This window comes from Streptomyces sp. NPDC048461 (assembly GCF_055587105.1).
Map to the genome: position 1 here is coordinate 90,528 of NZ_JBVJGW010000016.1, position 20,652 is coordinate 111,179.

Here is a 20,652-nt window from a genome sequence, read left to right on the forward strand (position 1 = left end):
CCGCCCCCCTTCCCCGCCGGGGCCCGGCTCCGAGCCCGGCCCCCACCCCGACCGGTGGCACGAGATCTGGAGGATCCCGGTGAGCATCAACCCGTTCGACGACGAGAACGGCACGTTCCACGTGCTGGTCAACGACGAGGGCCAGCACTCGCTCTGGCCCGCGTTCTGCGAGGTGCCGGTCGGCTGGAGGAGCGCCTTCGGCCCGGCCGGTCGGGCGCAGAGCCTCGCCTACGTGGAGGAGCACTGGGTCGACATGCGGCCCCGCAGCCTCCGGGAGGCGATGAACGGTTAGGCACGGCCCAGGCGCGGCAGCGCGGTGCCAGGCGTCCGGAACCCGTCGGTCCTGACGCCTGGCCGCAGCCCGATCGTCCTACCATCGTCGGGGACTGTTCGCGCATGCACAGACGGTTGAGGAGCGGCGCAATTCAGCGACACATGGGCAACCATCCATGAATGCCAAACGGGGGAGGCTTGTGCTGTGGGAGACGCAAACAGCGATGTCATGTTCGTCCGATGGCCGGCGCAGACGGACCTTCGGAATCGATGTAGGAGAGACGGGGTGCCCCGTCTCCTGGTCGTGGAAGGAGGTGCACGACCTCCGGTCTGCAACGATCCATTCGAGGACTGGGTTCGCGCACCCATATCCCGCGATGATTTGGACGCGCGCGTCCGAGCGTTACAGAACCGGCTCGACAGCCACCAGGTTCCGACCCTCGATTCGGCCGGCACACTGTGTTTCGGCCCGCATTCCATCACCATCTCGAATGTCCAGACCGAATTGATGGAACTGTTCATCGAGCACTTCGGCGAGGTGGTCTACCGGAACGAACTCACGCAGCGCCTCGCGGAGCGTGTTCCGAGACCGACCAGGAACTCGCTCGACCTCCACATCATGCGGCTCCGGCGCCGCCTGTCCCCCGTCGACCTGGTCGTCCGTACGGCGTGGGGCCGGGGCTACGTGCTGGAGAACGCGGTCGTCTAGCCGGAGCCCGGCCACGGTGTGCGCCGTTCCCGGCCGCCGCAGCACGGCCGTCGGCATCCGGCTACCCCGCCTCCCTCCGTCCCGATCTGTTTCGGCCACAAATCGGAAGACTGGTGTGTAGTAGTGAAAAAATATCGACAGAGCGCTCATGTGCCTCATGGTTGACGGCCCGTCACCCCACCGGGCGTCGGCCGCCCGGCGCGCGCCGTCGACCGTTCCCGCCGTTCACCCGACGCCTTCGAGCACGGGCTCGCGGAACCCGTCCCGCACCTGCGCGGCGACGGCCGTGCCGTCGCTGACGTGCAGGACAGCGTCGGCGGTGTCGAGCGTCGAGCGGTCGAGCGGGAAGTAGCCCTGCCGCGGATCGGTGTCGGTCCGCGTACGGGCGGGGGCGGCGGACGCGACGTCCGTGGTCAGTCCCCAGGTGTCGGTACGGCTCTGGAGCGAGCCCTCGTACGTGTCCGGCGCGGGGGTCCCGAGCCCGAGGGCCCCGCTGCGGCCGAGGCTGCCGGCGACGAACGTGTACTGGTCGCCGAGGAGGGACCCCACGATGGTGCCCGCACCCGACCAGTTGACGTCCATGTCTCCCTGGCTCCAGGAGCTCCGGTTGTGCTGGAGGTGGAGGTTGTGGGCGAAGACCAGGGTCCCGCCCCGCCGCCCCTCGGTGCTGCGGATGTCGAGGAGGTTCTCCGCCATCAGGGCGTCGCGCACGCCGAGCAGGCGGGAGAGCCGCGCGCTGGGGTCGAGGCGTTCCGCCGACTGCCGGTGGTAGCGCAGCAGGCCGAGGCCGGCGTACAGGTGCGTCTTGGCCCGCAGCCACTCCGCGGGCGGGGCGGCCGGGGCGGGCTCCGGTGCGCGCGCGTGGAGCAGGGTCACCATGTCGTCGGCGATCTTCCGCAGTTTGTCGGCCTCGGCCGTGGCCCCGATCGACGCCTCCGGGTCCATCACCGCCTCCGGCCGGCTCCAGCGCTCGTCGTCGCCGAGGAGGTGCCGGAGGTCGAGGTCGAGCCGCAGGTAGTCGCGGGCGTGTTCGAGATAGCGCCGCGGGCTGGGTGCGCTGACGCTCTCGGTCGGGGTGTCGAAGCCGTGGAAGGCCAGCCGCTCCGCCGGCGGCCGGTCCTGGTTGTGGTCGCGCATCCAGGTGATCAGCCGCCGGTTGTGCTCCAGGCCGCCGAAGTCGTGGGAGAAGCCCTCGCTCATCACCTCGTCGAGGCTGCCGGCCGCGCCCTGCACGAACTCGTTCACGCCGAGCGCGGCCACGCGGTCGGTTTCCAGGGCGACCGACCGGAAGCCGCGGGCGGCCAGTTGGACGAGCAGCTCGTTGCGGACCCATCCGAAGGCGGGTTCCTGGTGCGTCGGCTCGCCGAAGGCCAGTACGCCGCATGAGGCCGTGGCGAGGCCGTGAATGTCCTGTCTCATGTGTCTCAATTGAACCATTGAGAGAACAGTTGAGACTTAGGGCCGCTGTGGCGGTCCAGGATGCCTGAAAGTCTCAAACCGTCGATCAACGAGCCGCGGTCCGGCCCGGTGCGCGGACCCGCCGGCCCGGCGGTGCGGTGCCGGGGTCGAGCAGGGCCATGTACCGGGCGCAGAGTCCGGCCGCGTGCAGCATCGCGAGCCCCCGCGCGGTGAGCCGGTGCCGCCAGTCGTCCAGGGCCGCGGACAGCGCCTGCGTCCCGCCGGCGGTACGGATCTGCTGGACGACGGTGGCGATGTGGGACAGCGGGTAGCCGCCGCGCCGCAGGAGGTGGGCGAGCTCGGCGTCGCGCACGTCCTCCGCGCCGAACGTACGGTGCGCGGTGACCGGCGTCCGCGCGGGAACGAGGATGCCCGCCTCCTCCCAGTTGCGCAGGGTCGCCGGGGTCACGCGCAGGCGCCGGGCGAGTTCTCCGATGCTCAGCGCCCTGGCCCCGGCCGGAGCGGCCGCGGTGGCGGCCGGGCCGGCCGCCAGGTTCTCCAGGGCCCGCCCCACCACGTCCAGCGTCTCCCGGTCGCGCAGGAGCTGGGCGTGGCTGCGGTCGACGGCCGTCAGCGCGGCGTCGGTCTCGCCCGCGTGGAGCGCCGTCATGATCTGCCCGCTCAGCGCGTGGCCGTGCGCGGGGATGAGCGCCAGGTAGGCGCGCAGGGCGGCCGCGTGCGCGGCCGTGTAGGTGCGGTATCCGGAAGGCGTGCGCTCCGCGGGCGGGATGCACCCGGCCTGCTCGTAGTTGCGGACGGCCTGGGTCGAGATGCCGTGCTCCCGGGCGAGGTCCACGGGGCGAAGATGATCCATGGTTTGAGACTTTAGAGGACTTCCTCAGAGCACCGCCCCGCAGAACCCTCAACGTATTGTCTCTGTCTGGTGGAGGTGCTGAAAGGGGGTGCACGGTCCTTCCATGGCGCACGGAGCCCGTCCCCGCAACCGGACGGCCCGCCTCGCGACCGGCGTGGCACGGGCCTACGCTGGTTCCCGTTGCCCGGGTCCACGGACCACAGGAGGCCATGCCGTGAAGCCAGCCCCCCTCCGACTGCGCCGGGCCTGTGCGTCCGCCGCCGCAGCAGGCGTACTCCTCGCCCCGGCGATCGCGGGTTCCGCATACGGGGCGTCTCCCCCGGCGCGGTCCGCTCCCGCGGCAGCCACGCCCTCCCCGTCCGCCACCCCCTCCCCGGCGGACGGCACCGCCTTCGTGCAGCTGACGCCGGCCGTCGCGGCGCAGCTGGACGCGGCCGTGCTCCGCGTCATGCGCGAGGCCCGGGTGCCGGGGGTGACCGTGGGGCTGTGGGCCCCCGGCAAGGGCAGCTACGTGAAGAGCTTCGGCGTGGCGGACAAGGCGACCGGCGCACCGATGACGACCCCGCTGCACGTGCGCATCGGCAGCGAGACGAAGACGTTCACCGTCACCGCCCTGCTCCAGCTCGTGGACCAGGGGAAGGTCGGCCTGGACGACCCGATCGGCCGGTACGTCACGGGAGTTCCGAACGGCGACCGCATCACCCTGCGGCAGCTGGCCGGCATGCGCAGCGGCCTCTTCAACTACAGCATGGACGACGGGTTCATCAAGACGCTGGAGGCCGATCCGCACCAGGGCTTCGTGCCGCGGCAGTTGCTCGACTACTCCTTCAAGCACCCCGTGCAGTTCCAGCCGGGCGCGGAATTCGACTACTCCAACACCAATCTGATCCTGCTCGGCCTGGTGGTCGAGAAGGTCACCGGCCGGCCGCTCCACGAGGTCATCGCGCGGGACGTCGTGGAGCCGGCCGGGCTGCGCAACACGGTCTTCCCCACGAGCCCGGCACTGCCCGCCCCGTACGCCCACGGCTACACGGACCAGACGGCCTCCGGCAAGACCGAGGACTCGACCCACTGGAACCCCTCGTGGGCCTGGGCCGCCGGAGAGATGATCTCCGACCTCCAGGACCTGCGCAGCTGGGCCCGCACCGTGGCCACCGGCACGCTGCTGACGCCCGCGACGCAGGCCGAACGCCTGAAGACCCAGCCGATGGACATCCCGGGGACGGGCTACGGCCTGGGCATCTTCGACGTGCAGGGCTGGATCGGCCACAACGGCTCGATCCCCGGCTACGAGGTCCTGCCCGTCTACCTGCCGCAGGCGCAGGCGACGATGGTCATCCTCCTGAACACCGACTCCCCGTACGAGGGCCAGGAACCCAGCACCCTCTTCGGCGAGGCGGTCACCGGCATCGTGTCCCCCGACCACGTCTACCCCGGCCACAAGCCCCTGGCGCCCGCGAAGTAGCGGCCGTTCAGGCCCCGTCCGCCGGGAGGGCGTACAGCCGGGCGAGGTTGACGACGATCGCCTCCTGGGTGCTGCGGGCGATGACGACCACGGCCTCCTCGGCGGGATCCGGGTTCTCCTCCCGGTGGGGCACGAAGGGCGGGACGAAGACGTAGTCGCCGGGGGAGGTGCGCAGCCGCACCTCCTCGGCGGGTTCGCCCGTGTCGTCCAGAAAGACGAACTCGGGGTGTCCGCTGACCACGTAGATGGCCGTCTCGGACTCGCCGTGGTGGTGGTCGGAGGAGGCGGTCGCGGGAGCGACGTGGGTCTGGCCCATCCAGAGCTTCTCGGAACCGACGGTGTTCCCGCTGACGGCCGCGAACCGCCGCATCCCCCCGCTCTGGGCGGTTCCGCCGTCCAGGGCGTCGGCGCGCACGTGGTGCAGGCGGGTGCGCAGCGGAGCCGTCGGGCGGTCCGGGGCGTCGGGGAGGTGCGGGTGGAAGCCCTCACCGGGAACTGTCAGCGGCTCGCTCATGGCCGGGACGCTAGGGGGGCACCGGAAAAGATGTCAAGAGGTGTCCTTTAGCGTTCACCTGCGGCAACGTTCCCGCAATGAGCGGCGGGGAGCGCCCGGACCCCCTCGGCGGCGCGAGGTGTCGGGCATGATGGGCGCATGCATATCTCCGCGAAGGCGGACTACGCCACGCGGGCTCTCCTGGAGCTCGCCTGTGAGCCTTCCCGCCCGCTGACCTGCGAGGCCATCGCCTCCTCGCAGCAGATCCCGTTCCGGTTCCTGAAGTCCGTGGTGGGCGAGCTGCGGAAGGCCGGCCTGGTGCGCAGCCAGCGCGGCTGCGAGGGGGGGTACTGGCTCGGCAGGCCCGCCGGCGAGATCACCCTGCTGGACGTGGCGCGCGCGGTGGACGGCGAGTTGATCTCGCTGCGCGGCGAGCCGCTGGCCGGACTCGACTACCCCGGTCCCGCCGCGGGGCTGCCCGAGGTGTGGCGGCGGGTCGAGGCGGACGCCGCCGCCGTGCTGGGCAGGGCGACGCTGGCCTCGCTGGTGCCGTCGGCGGCGGCCGGACGGCTGCCCCGCGAGGGCGTCGCGTGACGGCCGCGCCGGGGGCGCCGGGCCCACCGGCGGCCCGGCCCGGGCCGGGCCCGACGGGTGCGCCCCGTACGCCGGACTCCGCGCCCGCGGCGCTCGAAGTCGTGGAGTACACCGATCCGTTGTGCCCCTGGGCGTGGGGATCGGAGCCGGTCTTCCGCCGCCTGCGGGCGGCGCTGGACGGCCGGGTCCGCTGGCGCCGGGTGTTCTGCATCCTCTTCGACGAGGACGACGACCCGGCTCCCGACCCGGCGGCGGAGACCGCCTGGTACGCGCGCTACGTCGAGGACATCACCGTCCACACGGGGGCGCCCCGCGCCGTACGCCTCAGCCGGGTGGCCGCCAGTTCGTGGCCCGCCTCGCTGGTGGCCAAGGCCGCGGAACAGCAGGGATCCGACGTGGCCGAGCGGGTGCTGCGGCGGCTGCGGGAGAGCGTCTTCGTGGTCGGGGAGCCGGCGGACACCGTCGAGCTGGCGCTGGCCGCGGCGGCCGGGGTGCCGGGCCTGGACGCGGCACGGCTGGCGGTGGACGCCGCCGGCGCCGAGGCGCTCGGGCGGGTGCGCGCGGACCGCGCCGAGGCGCGCCGCCCGGTTCCCGACGTGCTGTCCGTACGGGGCACTTCGCCGCACCCCGGCACGGCGAAGGAGACCGGCGGCGGGCACCGGTACGCCCTGCCGACGCTGCTGGTCCGCACCCCCTCGCAGCACCGTGCGGTGCCCGGCTGGCGCCCCTTCGAGGAGTACGCCGCCGCCCTGGCCGAGCTGGCTCCGGACCTCCTCCCGGACACTGAACTCCCGCGCACTGAAAGGGCGTTGGAGCAGTACCGCAGTCTGAGCGAGCCCGAGCGGCGGACACTGGCGCAGGGTCCGTGGCCGCCGGCGCGGGCCGTCCGGGTGGACACCGGCAACGGGCCGCTGTGGCTGCACCCCGACGAGGCCGCGGTGCACCCGGCCACCCGGAACGGCAGTTCTCCGGCCCCTTGAAAGGCCCCTGACCAGCGGCGGGAGCCGTCCCGTCCAATGAGACACCAATTGGTGTCCATTGACAGCCGCCGACGGGTGCCCCCAGGATGTGCCCCATGCTTACGACGCACCCCGGTGTGGTGTGCCGCTACGTGGACCTGCGGCGCACGTCCAGCGCCCTCTGTCGCTGACCCACCGCCGCTCCCGGCCCACCGGCACCTGACCGGCACCTGACCGCCCCCGGCGTTCCCGGTAGCCCGCCCGTCCGCCGAGCCGCGTCCGTCCCGCCCGAGCCCTCCGCTCCGCGCTCCTGCGCACCCCCTCCCCCGCTTCCCCCTTCCCGGCCCGAACCGGTCCGCTTCCGCGGCCCGCCGGCGCCGTACGCCGGCGCCGCGGGACCACCCGCGCACGCCCCGAAGCCGTAGCCGCCCGACCGCCGGCCCCGCGCCGAACGGCCGTGCGCGGTCACCCGGTCGCGCCTCCTCCCCTTCCCCTCCCCTGCCCGGGCCGGGACCAAGTCCAAGGAAAACCAGACATGTCCGCACGCCTCACGCCCCTCAGTCCCGGACCGGACGTCCCGCCGCAGCGCCGCCTCACCCGGCCGCGCCTCGCCGTCCTCGCCACCGCCCTCGTCGCCGTGCTCACCCCCGCCCTCGGCGCCTGCGCCGGAGGCACCGCCGCCGCGAACGGCGGCGCGGGAGGGGGCGGCACCCTGAAGTGGACCTCCTCGTACTTCCCCGCCCACTGGGACCCGGTCGTCTCCGGCAGCGGTGCCCAGTTCCGGGAACTGGCCCTGGTGTACGCCTCGTTGACCCGTACCGACGAGAGCGGCAAGGCCGTCCCGGACCTCGCCGAGAGCTGGGAGTACAACGACAAGGGCGACCAGGTCACCTTCCACCTGCGGCCCGGGCTGAAGTTCAGCGACGGCGAGCCGCTGGACGCCGCCGCCGTCAAGGTCGCCGTGGAGCGGGCGCAGAAGCAGAAGAACTCGGCGCTCTTCGGGGACCTGACCTCGATCCGGTCGGTGGACGCCAACGGTCTGGACGCCGTGCTCCACCTCACCCAGGTCGACTACCAGATCCCCCAGCTGCTCGGTCAGCGGGTCCTGCAGATCGCCAGCCCGAAGGCGGCGGCCTCCCCCGAGAAGCTGGACCAGAACCCGGTCGGCGCGGGGCCGTTCACCATCACCCAGCTGGTACCGGGCACCAAGGCGGTCCTGAAGAAGAATCCCGCGTACTGGGACGCGAAGAACATCCACATCGACAACGTCGAGCTCACCGCGGCCCCCGACGCCTCCACCGTCGTCAACGGCCTGCAGACCGGCGTGTACAACTTCGCCGACATCAAGCCCAGCCAGGCGGACGCGGCCAAGAAGGCCGGCCTGGACGTCTTCGTCCAGCCGGGCTTCAACGCCTCCAACATCAGCCTCAACGTCAACAAGGCGCCGTTCGACAACGCGAAGGTCGTCGACGCGGTGCGGCACGCGGTCAACCGCCAGGAGTTCGTCGACAAGCTCACCTTCGGCTACGGCTCGGTGACCAACCAGCCCTTCCCCAAGGGATACGTCGCCTACGACCCGGAGTCCGAGGGCGCCTACCCCCACGACCCGGCGAAGGCGCAGGCGCTCCTCGCCGAGGCGGGCTACAAGGCCGGTGACATCAAGCTCAACCTGGTCATCCCCGCCGAGGACCCGCAGGCGGAGATCGTCCAGTCGCAGCTGGCCAAGGTCGGCATCACCGTCACCATCAAGATCGACAAGAACTGGTCCACCCCGTTCTTCGCCAAGGACCTGACGTTCTCGCTGTACGGCACCACCGGCCGCGACTCCGCCGCGCAGACCCTCACCGCGCACTTCGGCCCCAACGGCCCGCTCAACCTCAGCTCGCCCTACCAGCCGGCGGCCTTCGAGGCGGCCGTCGCGAAGGTCCGTCAGACCCCGCTGGACGCTCCCGACTACCCGAAGGTGCTGCAGGCGGCGACCCGGGCCGGCCTCGAGAGCAAGGCGCTGGTCTTCACGTACTCCTCGCCGAACCTCATCGCCAAGAGCAAGTCGATCTCCGGCCTGCCCAAGAACCCGGCCCACATCGACTGGACCGGCGTCACCATCTCCGGCCGCTGACACCCCTTCACCACCGAACAGAGAGGAGGCAACCCCGTGACGACGACTGCGCTCCCCGCCGCGGCCGCCCGCCGTCGCGGGGTCGCCGCGACCCGGGTGCGGCACGCGGCGGGCCGCGTCCTGGCCACCGTCGCCCGATCGGTCGCGATCTTCGTACCCGTCTTCCTGGTCGCGACGTTCGTGACGTTCTCGCTGCGCTCGATGAGCGGCCTCAGCCCGGCCCGCATCCAGCTCGGCGAGGACGCGACCCCGGAGGCCATCCACCGGGTGGAGGCCCAGTGGGGGCTGGACCGGCCGTTCCTGGTCCAGTACTGGGACTGGTTCAGCGGCGTCCTGCAGGGCCAGCTCGGCACCAGCTGGGCCAACGGCGCCGACGTCTCCACGCTCATCGGGCTCGGCCTGGGGGTGAGCCTTTCCATCGCGACGTTCGCCCTCGTCATCGGCGTCGTGACCGGCTTCCTCCTCGGCACCGTGGCCGCGCTGCGCCGCACCACGTGGATCGACCGCGCGATCACCGGCTTCGTCACCCTGATCTCGGTGATGCCGGCGTTCGTCGTCGGCATCGTGCTGGTGGCCGTCCTCGCGGTCGGCCTCGGGCTCTTCCCCTCCGCCGGGTACGTGCCCGCGGAGCAGGGCATCGGCCCGTGGCTCGCGCACATCACCCTGCCTGCCGTCGCGCTGAGCTTCGACGTCGTGGCCGACGTCGCCCGGCAGCTGCGCGGCAGCCTCGTCGCCGCCTACCGCGAGAACTACGTGACGGGCGCGCTGGTGCGGGGTCTCGGCCCGCGCCGGATCTTCTTCGGGCACGTACTGCGCAACGGGCTCGGGCCGGTCCTGGCCACGCTGGGCCTGAAGTTCCCCGCCCTGGTCGGCGCGTCCGTCGTGACGGAGTGGATCTTCGGCCTGCAGGGGTTCGGCCGGTTCGCCAACGACGCCGCCCAGGCCGGTGACGTACCGGCCGTCCAAGGCGTCCTCGTGGTGTCGATCGTCCTGGTCGTCACCTTCAACCTGATCGTCAACCTGGTGCTGGCACGCGTGACGCCTGCCGCCCAACGGGGGGTGTGACCATGGTGCGCCGCGTTCTCGCGCTCACGTCCGGACGGACCGCCGTCGCCGTCCTCGCCCTGATCGTCCTGCTCGCGCTCCTCGGTCCGGTGCTCGCCCCGCAGGACCCGCTGGCCACCGGCGACCACACGCTCGCGGCCGCCTCGGGCGCCCACTGGCTGGGTACGGACTACCTCGGCAGGGACGTGCTCAGCCGCCTCCTGGACGGCTCCCGCGTCAGCGTGCTCGGTTCCCTCGAAGTCGCCCTGACGGCGCTGGCCGTCGGCGCGGTCCCCGGCATCCTGTCCGTCCACCTCGGCCGGGCCTTCGAGTGGTTCACCCTCCGGCTGGCCGACACGCTCGTCGCGCTGCCGTTCCTGCTCTTCGCCGTCGCCGTGATCGCCCTCCTCGGCAACGGCCTCACCCAGGCCATGCTCGTCACGGGCACCCTGGTATCGCCCCTCTTCTACCGGGTGGCCCGGGCCGCCACCCTGGCCGTGGCCCGCTCGCAGTACGTGGAGGCCTCGCTCATCGCGGGTGCCTCGATCGGCTGGATCGTGCGCCGGCACGTATGGGCCAAGGTGCTCCCCCCGATCGCGGTCGCCCTCGCCCAGACGATCGGTGTCGGTTTCATCATCGTCTCCAGCCTCACCTTCCTCGGCATCGGCATCCAGCCCCCGGAACCCACCTGGGGCGGCCTGCTCGCCTCGGACCTGGGCTACCTCAGCCACCGGCCGTGGGCCCCCCTCGCGCCCGCGCTGCTGATCATGGTCACCGTCTGGGCCGCCAACCTCCTCGCCGACACGATCCGCGACGTCTCCGGCGAGGCGGGCCACGCCCTGGTCAACAGCCGCAGGGCCCGCGCCAACCGGCTCCGGACGTCCGACCCCGACCCCGTCCCCACCGGAGGCACGCGATGACGACGCTGTCCCACGAAACCGTCCCCGGCCCGCTCCGCAGCAGCCCCCGCGGAGAGCCGGCAGCCCCGGCCGATCCCGCGGCCCCACCGGTCCTGTCCGTCCGCGACGTCCACATCACCGACCACGTCACCGGGCGCGAGATCGTCCACGGCGTGAGCTTCGACCTCGTCCCCGGCAGGACGGTCGGCATCGTCGGCGAGTCCGGCAGCGGCAAGACCCTCACCTGCCGGGCCGCGCTCGGCATCCTGCCCCCGCACTTCGAGGTCACCGCCGGGTCCGTCGAGATCGCCGGCACCGACATCTCCGGTCTGACCCCGCGGCAGTGGACCGCCCTGCGCGGCTCCACGATCAGCGCGGTCTTCCAGGACCCCGCCTCCTACCTGAACCCCTCGATCCGCGTGGGACCCCAGATCGCCGAAGTGCTCCGCGTCAAGCGGGGCCTGGGGCGCCGGGAGGCCCGCCACCGGGCCGTCGACCTGCTCCGGGCCGTACACCTGCGCGATCCGGAACTGGTCTACGGCCAGTACACGTACGAACTGTCCGGCGGCATGCTCCAGCGGGTCCTGATCGCGGCGGCGATCTGCGCACGGCCCCGGATCCTCATCGCCGACGAGGCCACGACCGCCCTCGACGTCACCGTCCAGGCCGAGATCCTCGACCTGCTCGCCGACCTGCGCGAGAGCGCCGGGCTGGCCCTCGTGGTCGTCTCCCACGACCTCGCCGTCGTCGCCCAGCTGTGCGACGAGGTGCTGGTGATGCGGCAGGGCCACGTGGTGGAGCAGGGACCGACGCGGACGGTGCTGCACCACCCGCAGCACGAGTACACCCGGCTGCTGATCGCCGAGCACGAGCAGTACGGCCTCGACCGCTTCCTCGCGCCCCTGGAGGCGTCGTGAGCGGCGTCCCCGCCCCGGCGGAATCCGGCGCCGGGGCGAAGCCGGCCGAGCCCGTCCTCGACGTCACCGGCCTCGACGTGCACTACGGTCCGCGCCGCCGGCGCCGGCGCGCCCTGCACGGGGTGTCGCTGAGCGTCGCCCCCGGCGAGACCCTCGGCATCATCGGCGAGACCGGCTCGGGCAAGTCCACGCTGGCCCGCGCCGTCCTGGGCCTGGTCCCCGCCTCGGCGGGCTCGATCCGCGTCGGCGGCGAGGAGGTGACCGGCCACGACCAGCGCCAGTGGCGCGCGCTGCGCCGCCGCGGCATCGTCCAGTACGTCTTCCAGGACCCGCTGCGCAGCCTCGACCCGGACCTGACCGTGGCGGAGTCCCTGGCCGAGCCGCTGCTCGTCCGCGGCACCCCGCCCGGGGAGGCCGCCGAGCGGGTCCGCACGTTCCTCGCCCGCGTCCACCTCTCCGACGAACTGCTCGGCCGGCTGCCCGGCGAGCTGTCCGGCGGCCAGCGCCAGCGCGTGGCGGTGGCCCGCGCCCTGGTCACCGACCCGCGCCTGGTCATCCTCGACGAGCCGGTCAGCGCCCTCGACTCCGCCAACCGGGTCCAGGTCCTGGAGATCCTCGGCGAACTCCGCGACTCCGGCGTGGCGCTCGTCTTCATCTCCCACGACCTCGGCTCCGTCGCCGGGACCGCCGACCGCATCGCGGTGCTCTACCGGGGCGAGCTCGTCGAGACCGGCACCACCCGCGAGGTCGTCGAGGCCCCCCGGCACCCCTACACGCGCCTGCTCCTCGGCTCCGCGCCCACCCTGCGCACCGCTCCGGCGGATCGGGCCGAACGCGACGCCCTGCGCGCCCTCCTGCACACCTGACGTCCACGACAGACAGGAACCACGATGTCCCGCACGCTCCACCTCGCACTGCACCCCTACGGCGTCGGAGGCCCCGGCCAGCACGGCCTGTGGAAGGACCCGCGCGTCGCGAAGAACTCCAGCATCGACATCAACTACTACATCGATCAGGCGAAGGCCGCCGAACACGCGCTGTTCGACGCCCTGTTCATCGTCGACAGCCAGTTCATCAACGCCACCTACCCGGCGCACTACCTCAACCGCCTGGAACCGCTGACCCTGCTGTCGGCCGTCGCCACCCACACCCGGCACATCGGCCTGGTCGGCACGGCGAGTTCCACCTACAACTCGCCGTTCAACCTCGCCCGCCGGTTCGCCTCGCTCGACCACATCAGCGGCGGCCGCGCCGGCTGGAACGTCGTGACCAGCTTCGACACCGGCACCTCGAAGAACTTCGGACTCGACGAACACCTCGACTACACCACCCGCTACGGCCGCGCCCTGGAGTTCGTCCGGGTCGCCCGCGGCCTCTGGGACTCCTACGAGGACGACGCGTTCCCGGCCGACGTGGAGCGGGGCGTCTTCCTCGACCCCGCCAAGCTGCACGCGCTGGAGCACCGCGGCGAGCACTTCGACGTCGCGGGTCCCCTCAACCTCTCCCGTTCCCCGCAGGGCCAGCCGGTGATCTTCCAGGCCGGGGTGTCGGAGGAGGGTCGCGACCTCGCCGCGCAGGTGGCCGAGGGCATCTACGCGCCGGGGGGCTCCCTGGAGCAGGCGCAGGCGTACTACACCGACATCAAGACGCGCACCGCTGCGTACGGCCGCGACCCCGAGCACATCAAGATCTTCATCCACGGCGGACCGGTCGTCGCCGCCACCGACGAGGCGGCCCGGCGCCGCGAGCGGGAGATCTTCGAGGAGGACGACGACTTCGGCCGCAACCTGGCCCTGCTCGGGCGGGCCTTCGGGGCGTACGACTTCAGCGTGCACGACCTGGACGCACCGTTCCCCGACGTCGCGCACCTCGCCGAGAAGGGCGGCCGCACGGGCGCGGCGCGGCTCATCGAGCGGGCGCGGCGCGAGAACCTGACGCTGCGCCAGGTCGGCGCGCTGGTCAACGAGTTCCACCGCTCGCCCTTCGTCGGCGCCCCGGACACCGTCGCCGACACCATCGAGACCTGGTTCCGGGCCGGCACCTTCGACGGCATCAACCTCGCCTTCCGCACCGGCGACGACCTGGAGCTCTTCGTGGACGGCGTCGTCCCGCTGCTGCAGAAGCGCGGGCTGTTCCGCACCGAATACCAGGCCGACACCCTGCGCGGCAACCTCGGCCTGCCGGTCCCGGGCAACCGCCACGTCCGCACGCCGCAGCTCCTGAACGGCTGAGGCCGGGACGTGACCGAACTTCCGGTGACGGGTGGGCGCGACGTCCACACCGTCCGGTTCCCGATCGCGACCCCGCCCGCGGAGGTCGACGTACTGGTCGTCGGCGCGGGCCCCGTCGGCCTCTCCGCGGCCGTCGAACTCACCGCGCGGGGCGTCCGGGTCGCCGTCGTCGACCGCGCCCGCACCGCGACCCTGGTCCGGGCGGGCGCCATGGGCCACACCCCGCGCGTGGTGGAGCACTTCCGCCGCTGGGGGCTGCTCCAGCGCATCCGTGACGCCTGGACCTACCCCCCGGAGTGGAACCGGGGCACGCGCCTGGTCACCTCGCTCGCGGGCCACGAACTCCTGCCCCTGCCGGGCCCGTTGTTCACCTCTGTCGCCGACGGCGCCCGGTACGGGTCGCAGGAGGCGCTCCGGCGGCCCCAGACGGCCCTCCAGCAGGTGTTCCTCGACCGCCTCGGGGAACAGGGCGTGAGCGTGGCCGGCGGCTGGGAGCTGCGCGCGCTGGACGAGGACGCCGACGGGGTCCTCGCGCACCTCGCCGACGTCGGCTCGGGCGGCTCGGAGGACTCCCTCGGCTCCGGCGGCCCCGGCGGCCCCGGCGGCTCCCGCGCGGTCCGCGCGGCGTACGTGCTGGGCGCCGACGGCGGTCCCAGCACGACCCGCCGGCTGGCCGGCATCGGCCGCGACGGGGAGCGCGCCGACGAGAAGCGGCTGCGCCTGATCGTCCGCACCGGCGACCTCTCCGACCGGGTGGGGCCCGCGCCCAGCGGCACCAACATCGTGGTCAACCAGGGGGCTTCCGGCTTCCTGGCCGCCGTCAGCACCCGCGAGTGGCGGGTGTACGCGGGGCCGTATCCGCTCGCGTACGAGCCCGCCGAGGAGGAGCTGCTGGACGTGGCCCGGGCCGCCTTCGGGTTCGACCCGGACCTGGAGCTCGTCTCGGCCACGACCTTCCACCACGCCACCCGGATCGCCGAAACGTTCCGCCGCGGCCGGATCCTGCTCGCCGGTGACGCCGCGCACGTCCGCACTCCGGGCGGCAACCTCGGCGAGGGCTTCGGGGACGTCGTCAACCTCGGCTGGAAGCTGGCCGCGGTGCTCGCGGGCCACGCCCCGGACACCCTCCTCGACTCCTACGACGAGGAGCGGCGCCCGCACAACCGGCGCGTCGGCGACCACGCCCTGGATCGCTCGCGACGCGCGCAGGCGACCCTCGCCGAGATCCGCGGAGGCGGGATCCCCGACGACGCGGACCACGGACCCGAGGCCGCCCGGCGCCGCGGCGAGATCGGTGAGCGGCTGCGCCGGGAGCACGTCGAGGCGGTGGGCGTCACCTTCGACGAGCGGTACGACGCCTCGTCCGTGATCTGGTACGAACCGGACCAGCTCGCCACCGAACCGCCCTGGCGCGCGGACCTCTACGAGGACGACCCCCGGCCGGGTCACCGCGCGCCCGACGGCCGGGTCGACCCGTACGGCGGCACGCTCCACGACCGCGTCGGCCGCTCCTTCGCCCTGCTCGTCCTCGACGGCGACCGTTCCGTGGAGCGCTCCTTCGCCGCGGCGGCCGCGGACCGGGGGCTGCCGTTCACGGTGATCCACCTGACCGATCCCGGGGCCCTCGCCGTGTACGGCTCCGGCCACGTCCTCGTCCGCCCCGACCAGCACGTCGCCTGGCGCGGAACGACGCTCCCGGCCGGCGGCGCCGCCGCGGTGCTGGACCGCGTACTGGGCGGCGGGACCCCTGCGGCCCCGGTGACCGGCCCCGCCTCCCGCCAACCCGCCCTCGCGGCCCCGGCGCCCGGCCTCGTCGTCGCGGGCGGGGCCCGCACCCCGAAAGGCAGCCACCCGTGACCACCGAGACGCCGCGCTTCCGACTCGGCTTCCTCACCCACGTCCAGGGCCGCGGCGACGACCCCGGCCGGACGTACCGCGACGCCCAGGAGCTCTTCGTCGCCGCCGACGAGCTCGGCTTCGACGTGGGCTGGGTCGCCCAGCACCACGTCTCCGCGGGCGGCGGCGGCCTGTCCTCGCCCTGGACCTTCCTCGCCCACGCCGCCGCGAAGACCCGCCGGATCCGGCTCGGCACCGCCGTCACGGTCCTCCCCCTGGAGGACCCGGTCCGGCTCGCCGAGGACGTCTCCACCGTCGACGCGCTGAGCGGCGGCCGGGTCGAGGTCGGCGTCGGCAGCGGCTCGGCCGGGGCGGAGTACGCCGCCTTCGGCAAGGACGCCGCCCGCAAGCGGGAGCTGACGAGCGAGAACCTCCGGGTGCTGCGCAGCGCCCTGGCGAACGGGGAAGTGCGTACGCCCGGCTTCCGCATCCAGCCGGCCGCGGGCGACTTCGGCGACCGGATCTGGCAGGGCGTCTTCGGCGCCGAGGGCGCCCGGCACGCCGCCGCCGCCGGCTCCAACCTGCTGCTCAACCGGGCGGCGTACGGCTACGACGCCCCCACGGACGAGGTGCAACGCCCCTGGGCGGACACCTACCTCGACGCCTGGGACCGGCCGCGCCGGCCTCGGATCGGCCTGTCCCGGTTCCTGTTCCCGGCCAGGGACCGACGGACCGCGCTGCGCCAGATCGGCGACGACGTGCACCGGGCCGCCCTGCGCATGGCCGGGACGGGCGCCTTCCCGGAGGGCCTGGACGCCGACGAGGCGCTGCGCCGCTTCCACTCGTTCCACGGCCACCCCGACGAGATCGTCGCTGCTCTGCGGCAGGAGAAGGTGCTGCCCGTGGCGACCGACCTGATCGCCCAGTTCAACCCCGCCGTTCCGGACCACGACGCCGCACTCCGTGCGCTCGAACTCATCGCGACGCAGGTGGCACCCGCCCTGGGCTGGAAGCCCTCGACCGACACCGCGACCGCGACCGCGACCACAGGAGCCTGAGATGACCCGCCCCGCGAAGGACACCCCCCGTACCCCGCACGCTGATCACCCGAACCCCGCGGACCACGGGGACCCCAGGGACCCCAGGGACCACGCGGACCACTACGGCCCCGACGGCCTCCTCATCCGCGGCACGGTCATCGTCGTGCCCGGGCGCGGGGAAACCCCGGCGACCTACGCCCGGTTGGGCCAGCGGCTCGCCGCCGACGCCTATCGCGTACGGGTGGTCGACCCGCCGCGGACCGACGCCGGGGCCCCGGACGGCTCGCTCGACGCGTTCGGCGCCCGGCTCGCGGAGGCCGTCGAGGGCACCGCGGCCGCCGCCGGCGTGGTGCGCCCGCTGGTGCTGGTGGGGGCCGACTCCGGCGCCGCCGCCGTGGCGGCGCTCCTCACCCGGCAGGAGCCGCTGCGTCCGGACGGTGTCGTGCTCGCGGGGCTGCCGGGGTCCGCCACCGGCTCCACCGACACCTGGGACGCGGAACTCGACGTACGCACCTCCTGCCCCGCCCACCGGGGCGTACTGACCGCCGACACCGGCGTGCGCCGGGGTTCCCTCAACGAACCGGTGGCGGACTCCCTGCTCGACGCCGCGTACGAAGCCGTCCTCGCCGCCCCGGCGCTGCTGCTCGTCGGGGACGCCGACCCACTGGCGGACCGGGAGGGCCTCGCCCGGGTCGCCACGTCACTGCCCCGCGCCCGGTTGTCGGTGGTCCGCGGCGCCCACCACGACGTCCTCAACGACGTGCAGCACCGCTCGGTGGCCGCGGAGGTCGTCACGTTCCTGGAGACCCTGCGCAACGCACTGGTCCCGCTGGTCGTGGTCGAGTCGAGCGCGTGGTGACCACCCCCTCCACGGCGCCGCACCCGCCCGCCGTCGCCCCCGCCCCGCCCCGCCAGCCGAAGGGAACCGGCATGACCATCTCCACGCACCCCGTGACCCACCAGCCCCCCGCGGCCCCCGCGGCTCCCGCCGCCTCCTCGGCCGCAGAGACGCTCCGCCACACACTGCGACGGCACGCGGCGGGCGTCACGGTGATCACCGTCCCCGGGCCGGCGGGGTTCACCGCCACCTCGTTCACGTCCGTGTCGCTCAGGCCGCCCCTGGTGGCGTTCTACCTGGACCTCGGCGCGTCCACCGCCGGCGCCGTCCACCGCGCGGACCGCTTCGCCGTGCACCTGCTCGGCACCCACAACACCGTCCTGGCCCGGCAGTTCGCGCGCAGCGGCATCGACCGCTTCGAGGGGATCGACTGGACGCCCGACACCGACGGGCTCCCCCTGCTGGAGGGCGTCCCGGCCTGGCTCACGGCCCGCGTCACCCTGCGCCAGCACATCGGCGACCACCTCCTGGTCGTCGGCGAGGTGGAGTCGGGCACGGTCCACGAGGACACCACCGCCCTGGTCCACCACAACGGCGCCTTCGCCGCAGCCCACCACCTCCCGGCCTGACCGCCCGCGCGGCCCCCGGAAACGATCGAGGGGCCGTTTCAGATTGCTCTGAAACGGCCGAAGGAAAAATCCGGACATACAGCACAATCTCAGGGCGCACAGCGTGCGCATACGTACATGCTGTGCGCCCACCGACGTGGGCGCTGGTCCCCAACTGGTCCCCAAGGGACGCCACCTGGCCCTCGGGCCCGCTTCCGTTCGGCTCGACGCCGCAGGTCGCTGTCGATCTCACGCCAACGCCAGGAGTCGCCCCAGGCGCTCTGTGGTCGCCAGGCCCTCCGCCTCGACTGACGGGAGTGCCCTCCGCCGACCCGGCCGTTCGCTCGGGAACCGGACTGGGCCAGGGCGTTGACCGCCAAGTCGGCCTCTTTGTCGTTGCCGGTCTTCTGCGCGGCGAGGCTCTGGGTTCGCCAGCCCGGTGCTGCTGGTCCATGGGGGGTGGCAGGATGCCCGGTCATGGCAACGAGAGATGGCAGCGATGAGGCGTACGTCGTTGGGTTGTGCGAGCGGATCCTCGGGGAGAACGCCCTGACGCAGCACAGGTTCGAGTGGCTGCTCGGAGATCCGGGATCAGGCGGCCGTCGCGTCCAACTGCCGGTCGACGCCTTCTGGCCGGGCCATCAGCTGGTGGTCGAGTACCGCGAACTGCAGCACGACCAGCCGATGCCTCACTTTGACAAGCCGAACCGCCTCACCGTCAGCGGTGTCCACCGCGGCGAGCAGCGCGCCCTGTACGACGCCCGGCGCGATGAGCAGATCCCCGCGCACGGGCTGCGCCTGGTCCTCATCCGCCCCGCCGACCTGGATGCGGACGGCCGCGGACGACTGCGCCGCAACGAAGCGGCCGACCTGGCGGCACTGAAGAAGATCCTGGCCCGTGCCAGTGACGAGGACCGGGTCACCGACACCTTCCGCACCTGGCTGCTGGCCAAAGGCTGGACACCCATCGATCCCACGGACCGGTGGACCGCCCTGGAAGCCGTACGCGGCCGGGAACGGCTGATCTGCGAGGCCAAGGGCCGCACCAGTGAGAAAGGCATCGACGCCGACATCGCCTATGGCCAACTGCTGCGCCGCATGACGAGCCAGGACCCGCACACGCGCTACGCCCTCGTCGTGCCGTCCTCCTCCCTCAAGGCCGCCGCACGCGTGCCGGCCCACACCCGACAACTCCTGCACATCGACGTCTACGAGGTGACGGACGACGACCGGGTGTGCCGGCTGACCGACTGACGGGTGCCGGGGTACCGCGTCGGTTTCGGCTTCACCACCAAGGTGTCCTCCGAAGCCCACGCGCCATACGCTGCCACCTCGCTGCACGAACCGGACACCAGGCGTTGCGGCGCGGAATTGCCGTCCAGGCCCGTGGAGTCGACATCCGCCGGCGTGCTGGAGATCGCACCCCGCCTGCCCTGCCTGAATGCGAGAATGCGGCTCTTAGACCGTGTCCTAGTGACTTCGACGCAGTACGACCGGGTTGCCTCATCCGCAAGGGCGACAGGATCCGACGGTTTCGCGAGGCTGGCGCTCAGGCTGGACGCCGTGGTCACCGGTCTCAACGGCATCGCCCACCTGGCGCTCGCCACGGTCCTCGAATCCTTCTTCGGCGTCCCGACGGCGGTCCAATACCCGGTCGGGGTGTTCCTGCTCCTCTACTCGCTGGGAGTGCTGGCCCTCGGGACGCGGAAGGAGATCAACCGCACGGGACTGACGGCGGTCATCGTGGCGAACCTGTTGTGGGTCGTGCTCAGCCTGGTGGCGGTGGGCTCCGGCCTGCTGTCCCCGACCGGCCTCGGCGCGGTCTGGACCGTGCTGCAGAGCCTGGTGGTCGGTGGCTTCGCCGCCCTCCAGTACGTCGGACTCAAGCGGCTGTGACCTCGTCCGGGCCCGGCCCGGGAGGGCCGCGGCGAGCAGCACGGCGCTCGGCGCCGGGAACACCCGCGAAGCAGCGCCACGTCATCGAGACGTCAGGGGTGCCCGGCAGGCGTTCGAGCAGGCGGACCCGTGCGTGGACGGGTGGACGGTAGGAGGCCCGGCCGCCGGGCGGCCGGGCCTCCTACTGGTTTTCTGCTCAGACCGCTGTGGCGCTCATCGCTGCGACGAGGCTCTTGGGGCGCATGTCCGTCCAGTGCTCGTTGATGTGGCCGAGGCAGACGTCCCTGTCCGCAGGGCCGCGGACGACTGTCCAGCCTGCGGGCACCTCGGCGAATGCGGGCCACAGGGAGAACTGGCCTTCGTCGTTGACCAGTGCCAGGTAGGAGTAGTTCTCGTTCTCGAACGGGTTCGTCATGACGCCCTCAATTCCTTTGGTGTGTGGAGTGGGGTGGGGGTGTG

At 72.9% G+C, this 20,652-nt stretch carries 21 protein-coding genes; 17 read left to right on the forward strand and 4 right to left on the reverse strand.

The features are described 5' to 3' along the window. Positions 1–79 precede the first annotated feature (79 nt). Positions 80–292 (forward strand): MbtH family protein, encoded by a 213-nt coding sequence (locus ACZ6S8_RS25810; protein WP_469459541.1) that lies wholly within the window; start codon positions 80–82, stop codon positions 290–292. Positions 293–502: 210 nt separating this feature from the next. Continuing rightward, positions 503–982, forward strand: coding sequence for a winged helix-turn-helix domain-containing protein (locus tag ACZ6S8_RS25815; RefSeq protein WP_469459718.1), 480 nt, complete (start codon positions 503–505; stop codon positions 980–982). A gap of 225 nt (positions 983–1,207) precedes the next feature. On the opposite strand, the gene ACZ6S8_RS25820 is transcribed toward ACZ6S8_RS25815, so the two are convergent. Continuing rightward, positions 1,208–2,401: an erythromycin esterase family protein gene (locus ACZ6S8_RS25820; protein ID WP_469459543.1), complete on the reverse strand. Its 1,194-nt coding sequence runs from the start codon at positions 2,399–2,401 to the stop codon at positions 1,208–1,210. Between the two features lie 85 nt (positions 2,402–2,486). Then, complete coding sequence (locus ACZ6S8_RS25825; RefSeq protein WP_469459545.1) at positions 2,487–3,254, reverse strand: TioE family transcriptional regulator; 768 nt, start codon at positions 3,252–3,254, stop codon at positions 2,487–2,489. Positions 3,255–3,468: 214 nt separating this feature from the next. Between ACZ6S8_RS25825 and ACZ6S8_RS25830 the strand changes: the two genes are divergently transcribed. Continuing rightward, the gene (locus ACZ6S8_RS25830) at positions 3,469–4,719 is read left to right on the forward strand and encodes a serine hydrolase domain-containing protein (RefSeq protein ID WP_469459547.1); all 1,251 of its coding nucleotides are present in this window, start codon (positions 3,469–3,471) and stop codon (positions 4,717–4,719) included. 7 nt (positions 4,720–4,726) lie between these two features. On the opposite strand, the gene ACZ6S8_RS25835 is transcribed toward ACZ6S8_RS25830, so the two are convergent. Then, positions 4,727–5,233 (reverse strand): cupin domain-containing protein, encoded by a 507-nt coding sequence (locus ACZ6S8_RS25835; RefSeq protein ID WP_469459548.1) that lies wholly within the window; start codon positions 5,231–5,233, stop codon positions 4,727–4,729. Positions 5,234–5,371: 138 nt separating this feature from the next. Between ACZ6S8_RS25835 and ACZ6S8_RS25840 the strand changes: the two genes are divergently transcribed. The 14 genes from ACZ6S8_RS25840 (at position 5,372) to ACZ6S8_RS25905 (ending at position 20,193) form a co-directional block, all read left to right on the forward strand. Continuing rightward, entirely contained in the window at positions 5,372–5,806 is a 435-nt protein-coding gene (locus ACZ6S8_RS25840) for an RrF2 family transcriptional regulator (RefSeq protein ID WP_469459550.1), read from the forward strand. A 101-nt stretch (positions 5,807–5,907) separates the two neighbouring features. Next, the gene (locus ACZ6S8_RS25845) at positions 5,908–6,786 is read left to right on the forward strand and encodes a DsbA family oxidoreductase (protein ID WP_469459720.1); all 879 of its coding nucleotides are present in this window, start codon (positions 5,908–5,910) and stop codon (positions 6,784–6,786) included. A 514-nt stretch (positions 6,787–7,300) separates the two neighbouring features. Further along, a complete protein-coding gene (locus tag ACZ6S8_RS25850; RefSeq protein ID WP_469459552.1) occupies positions 7,301–8,884 on the forward strand; it encodes an ABC transporter substrate-binding protein in 1,584 nt (527 codons plus the stop codon). Between the two features lie 36 nt (positions 8,885–8,920). After that, the gene (locus ACZ6S8_RS25855) at positions 8,921–9,949 is read left to right on the forward strand and encodes an ABC transporter permease (protein WP_469459554.1); all 1,029 of its coding nucleotides are present in this window, start codon (positions 8,921–8,923) and stop codon (positions 9,947–9,949) included. Between the two features lie 2 nt (positions 9,950–9,951). Continuing rightward, the gene (locus ACZ6S8_RS25860) at positions 9,952–10,848 is read left to right on the forward strand and encodes an ABC transporter permease (RefSeq protein WP_469459556.1); all 897 of its coding nucleotides are present in this window, start codon (positions 9,952–9,954) and stop codon (positions 10,846–10,848) included. Next, positions 10,845–11,744 carry an ABC transporter ATP-binding protein gene (locus tag ACZ6S8_RS25865; protein WP_469459558.1) on the forward strand — a complete coding sequence of 300 codons (900 nt, stop codon included), beginning with the start codon at positions 10,845–10,847 and terminating at the stop codon, positions 11,742–11,744. The genes ACZ6S8_RS25860 and ACZ6S8_RS25865 overlap by 4 nt, the downstream gene beginning before the upstream one ends. After that, positions 11,741–12,610, forward strand: a complete 870-nt coding sequence (locus ACZ6S8_RS25870) for an ABC transporter ATP-binding protein (protein ID WP_469459560.1) — start codon at positions 11,741–11,743, stop codon at positions 12,608–12,610. Before ACZ6S8_RS25865 ends, ACZ6S8_RS25870 begins: the two co-directional genes overlap by 4 nt. Positions 12,611–12,634: 24 nt before the next feature. Beyond that, on the forward strand, positions 12,635–13,975 hold the full coding sequence (locus ACZ6S8_RS25875) for an NtaA/DmoA family FMN-dependent monooxygenase (protein WP_469459562.1): 1,341 nt from the start codon (positions 12,635–12,637) through the stop codon (positions 13,973–13,975). 9 nt (positions 13,976–13,984) lie between these two features. Next, positions 13,985–15,832 carry an FAD-dependent oxidoreductase gene (locus ACZ6S8_RS25880; RefSeq protein WP_469459564.1) on the forward strand — a complete coding sequence of 616 codons (1,848 nt, stop codon included), beginning with the start codon at positions 13,985–13,987 and terminating at the stop codon, positions 15,830–15,832. Further along, complete coding sequence (locus ACZ6S8_RS25885) at positions 15,829–16,869, forward strand: LLM class flavin-dependent oxidoreductase (protein ID WP_469459567.1); 1,041 nt, start codon at positions 15,829–15,831, stop codon at positions 16,867–16,869. The genes ACZ6S8_RS25880 and ACZ6S8_RS25885 overlap by 4 nt, the downstream gene beginning before the upstream one ends. 1 nt (position 16,870) lies before the next feature. After that, positions 16,871–17,710 carry an alpha/beta hydrolase gene (locus ACZ6S8_RS25890; RefSeq protein WP_469459569.1) on the forward strand — a complete coding sequence of 280 codons (840 nt, stop codon included), beginning with the start codon at positions 16,871–16,873 and terminating at the stop codon, positions 17,708–17,710. 71 nt (positions 17,711–17,781) lie between these two features. Next, positions 17,782–18,318, forward strand: coding sequence for a flavin reductase family protein (locus ACZ6S8_RS25895; RefSeq protein ID WP_469459571.1), 537 nt, complete (start codon positions 17,782–17,784; stop codon positions 18,316–18,318). A 456-nt stretch (positions 18,319–18,774) separates the two neighbouring features. Next, on the forward strand, positions 18,775–19,551 hold the full coding sequence (locus ACZ6S8_RS25900; RefSeq protein ID WP_469459573.1) for a hypothetical protein: 777 nt from the start codon (positions 18,775–18,777) through the stop codon (positions 19,549–19,551). A gap of 309 nt (positions 19,552–19,860) precedes the next feature. Next, positions 19,861–20,193: a hypothetical protein gene (locus tag ACZ6S8_RS25905; RefSeq protein WP_469459575.1), complete on the forward strand. Its 333-nt coding sequence runs from the start codon at positions 19,861–19,863 to the stop codon at positions 20,191–20,193. 196 nt (positions 20,194–20,389) lie between these two features. Here the strand turns inward: ACZ6S8_RS25905 and ACZ6S8_RS25910 are convergent, their stop codons facing one another. After that, positions 20,390–20,608: an MbtH family protein gene (locus tag ACZ6S8_RS25910; protein ID WP_365781151.1), complete on the reverse strand. Its 219-nt coding sequence runs from the start codon at positions 20,606–20,608 to the stop codon at positions 20,390–20,392. Between the last annotated feature and the right edge of the window lie 44 nt (positions 20,609–20,652).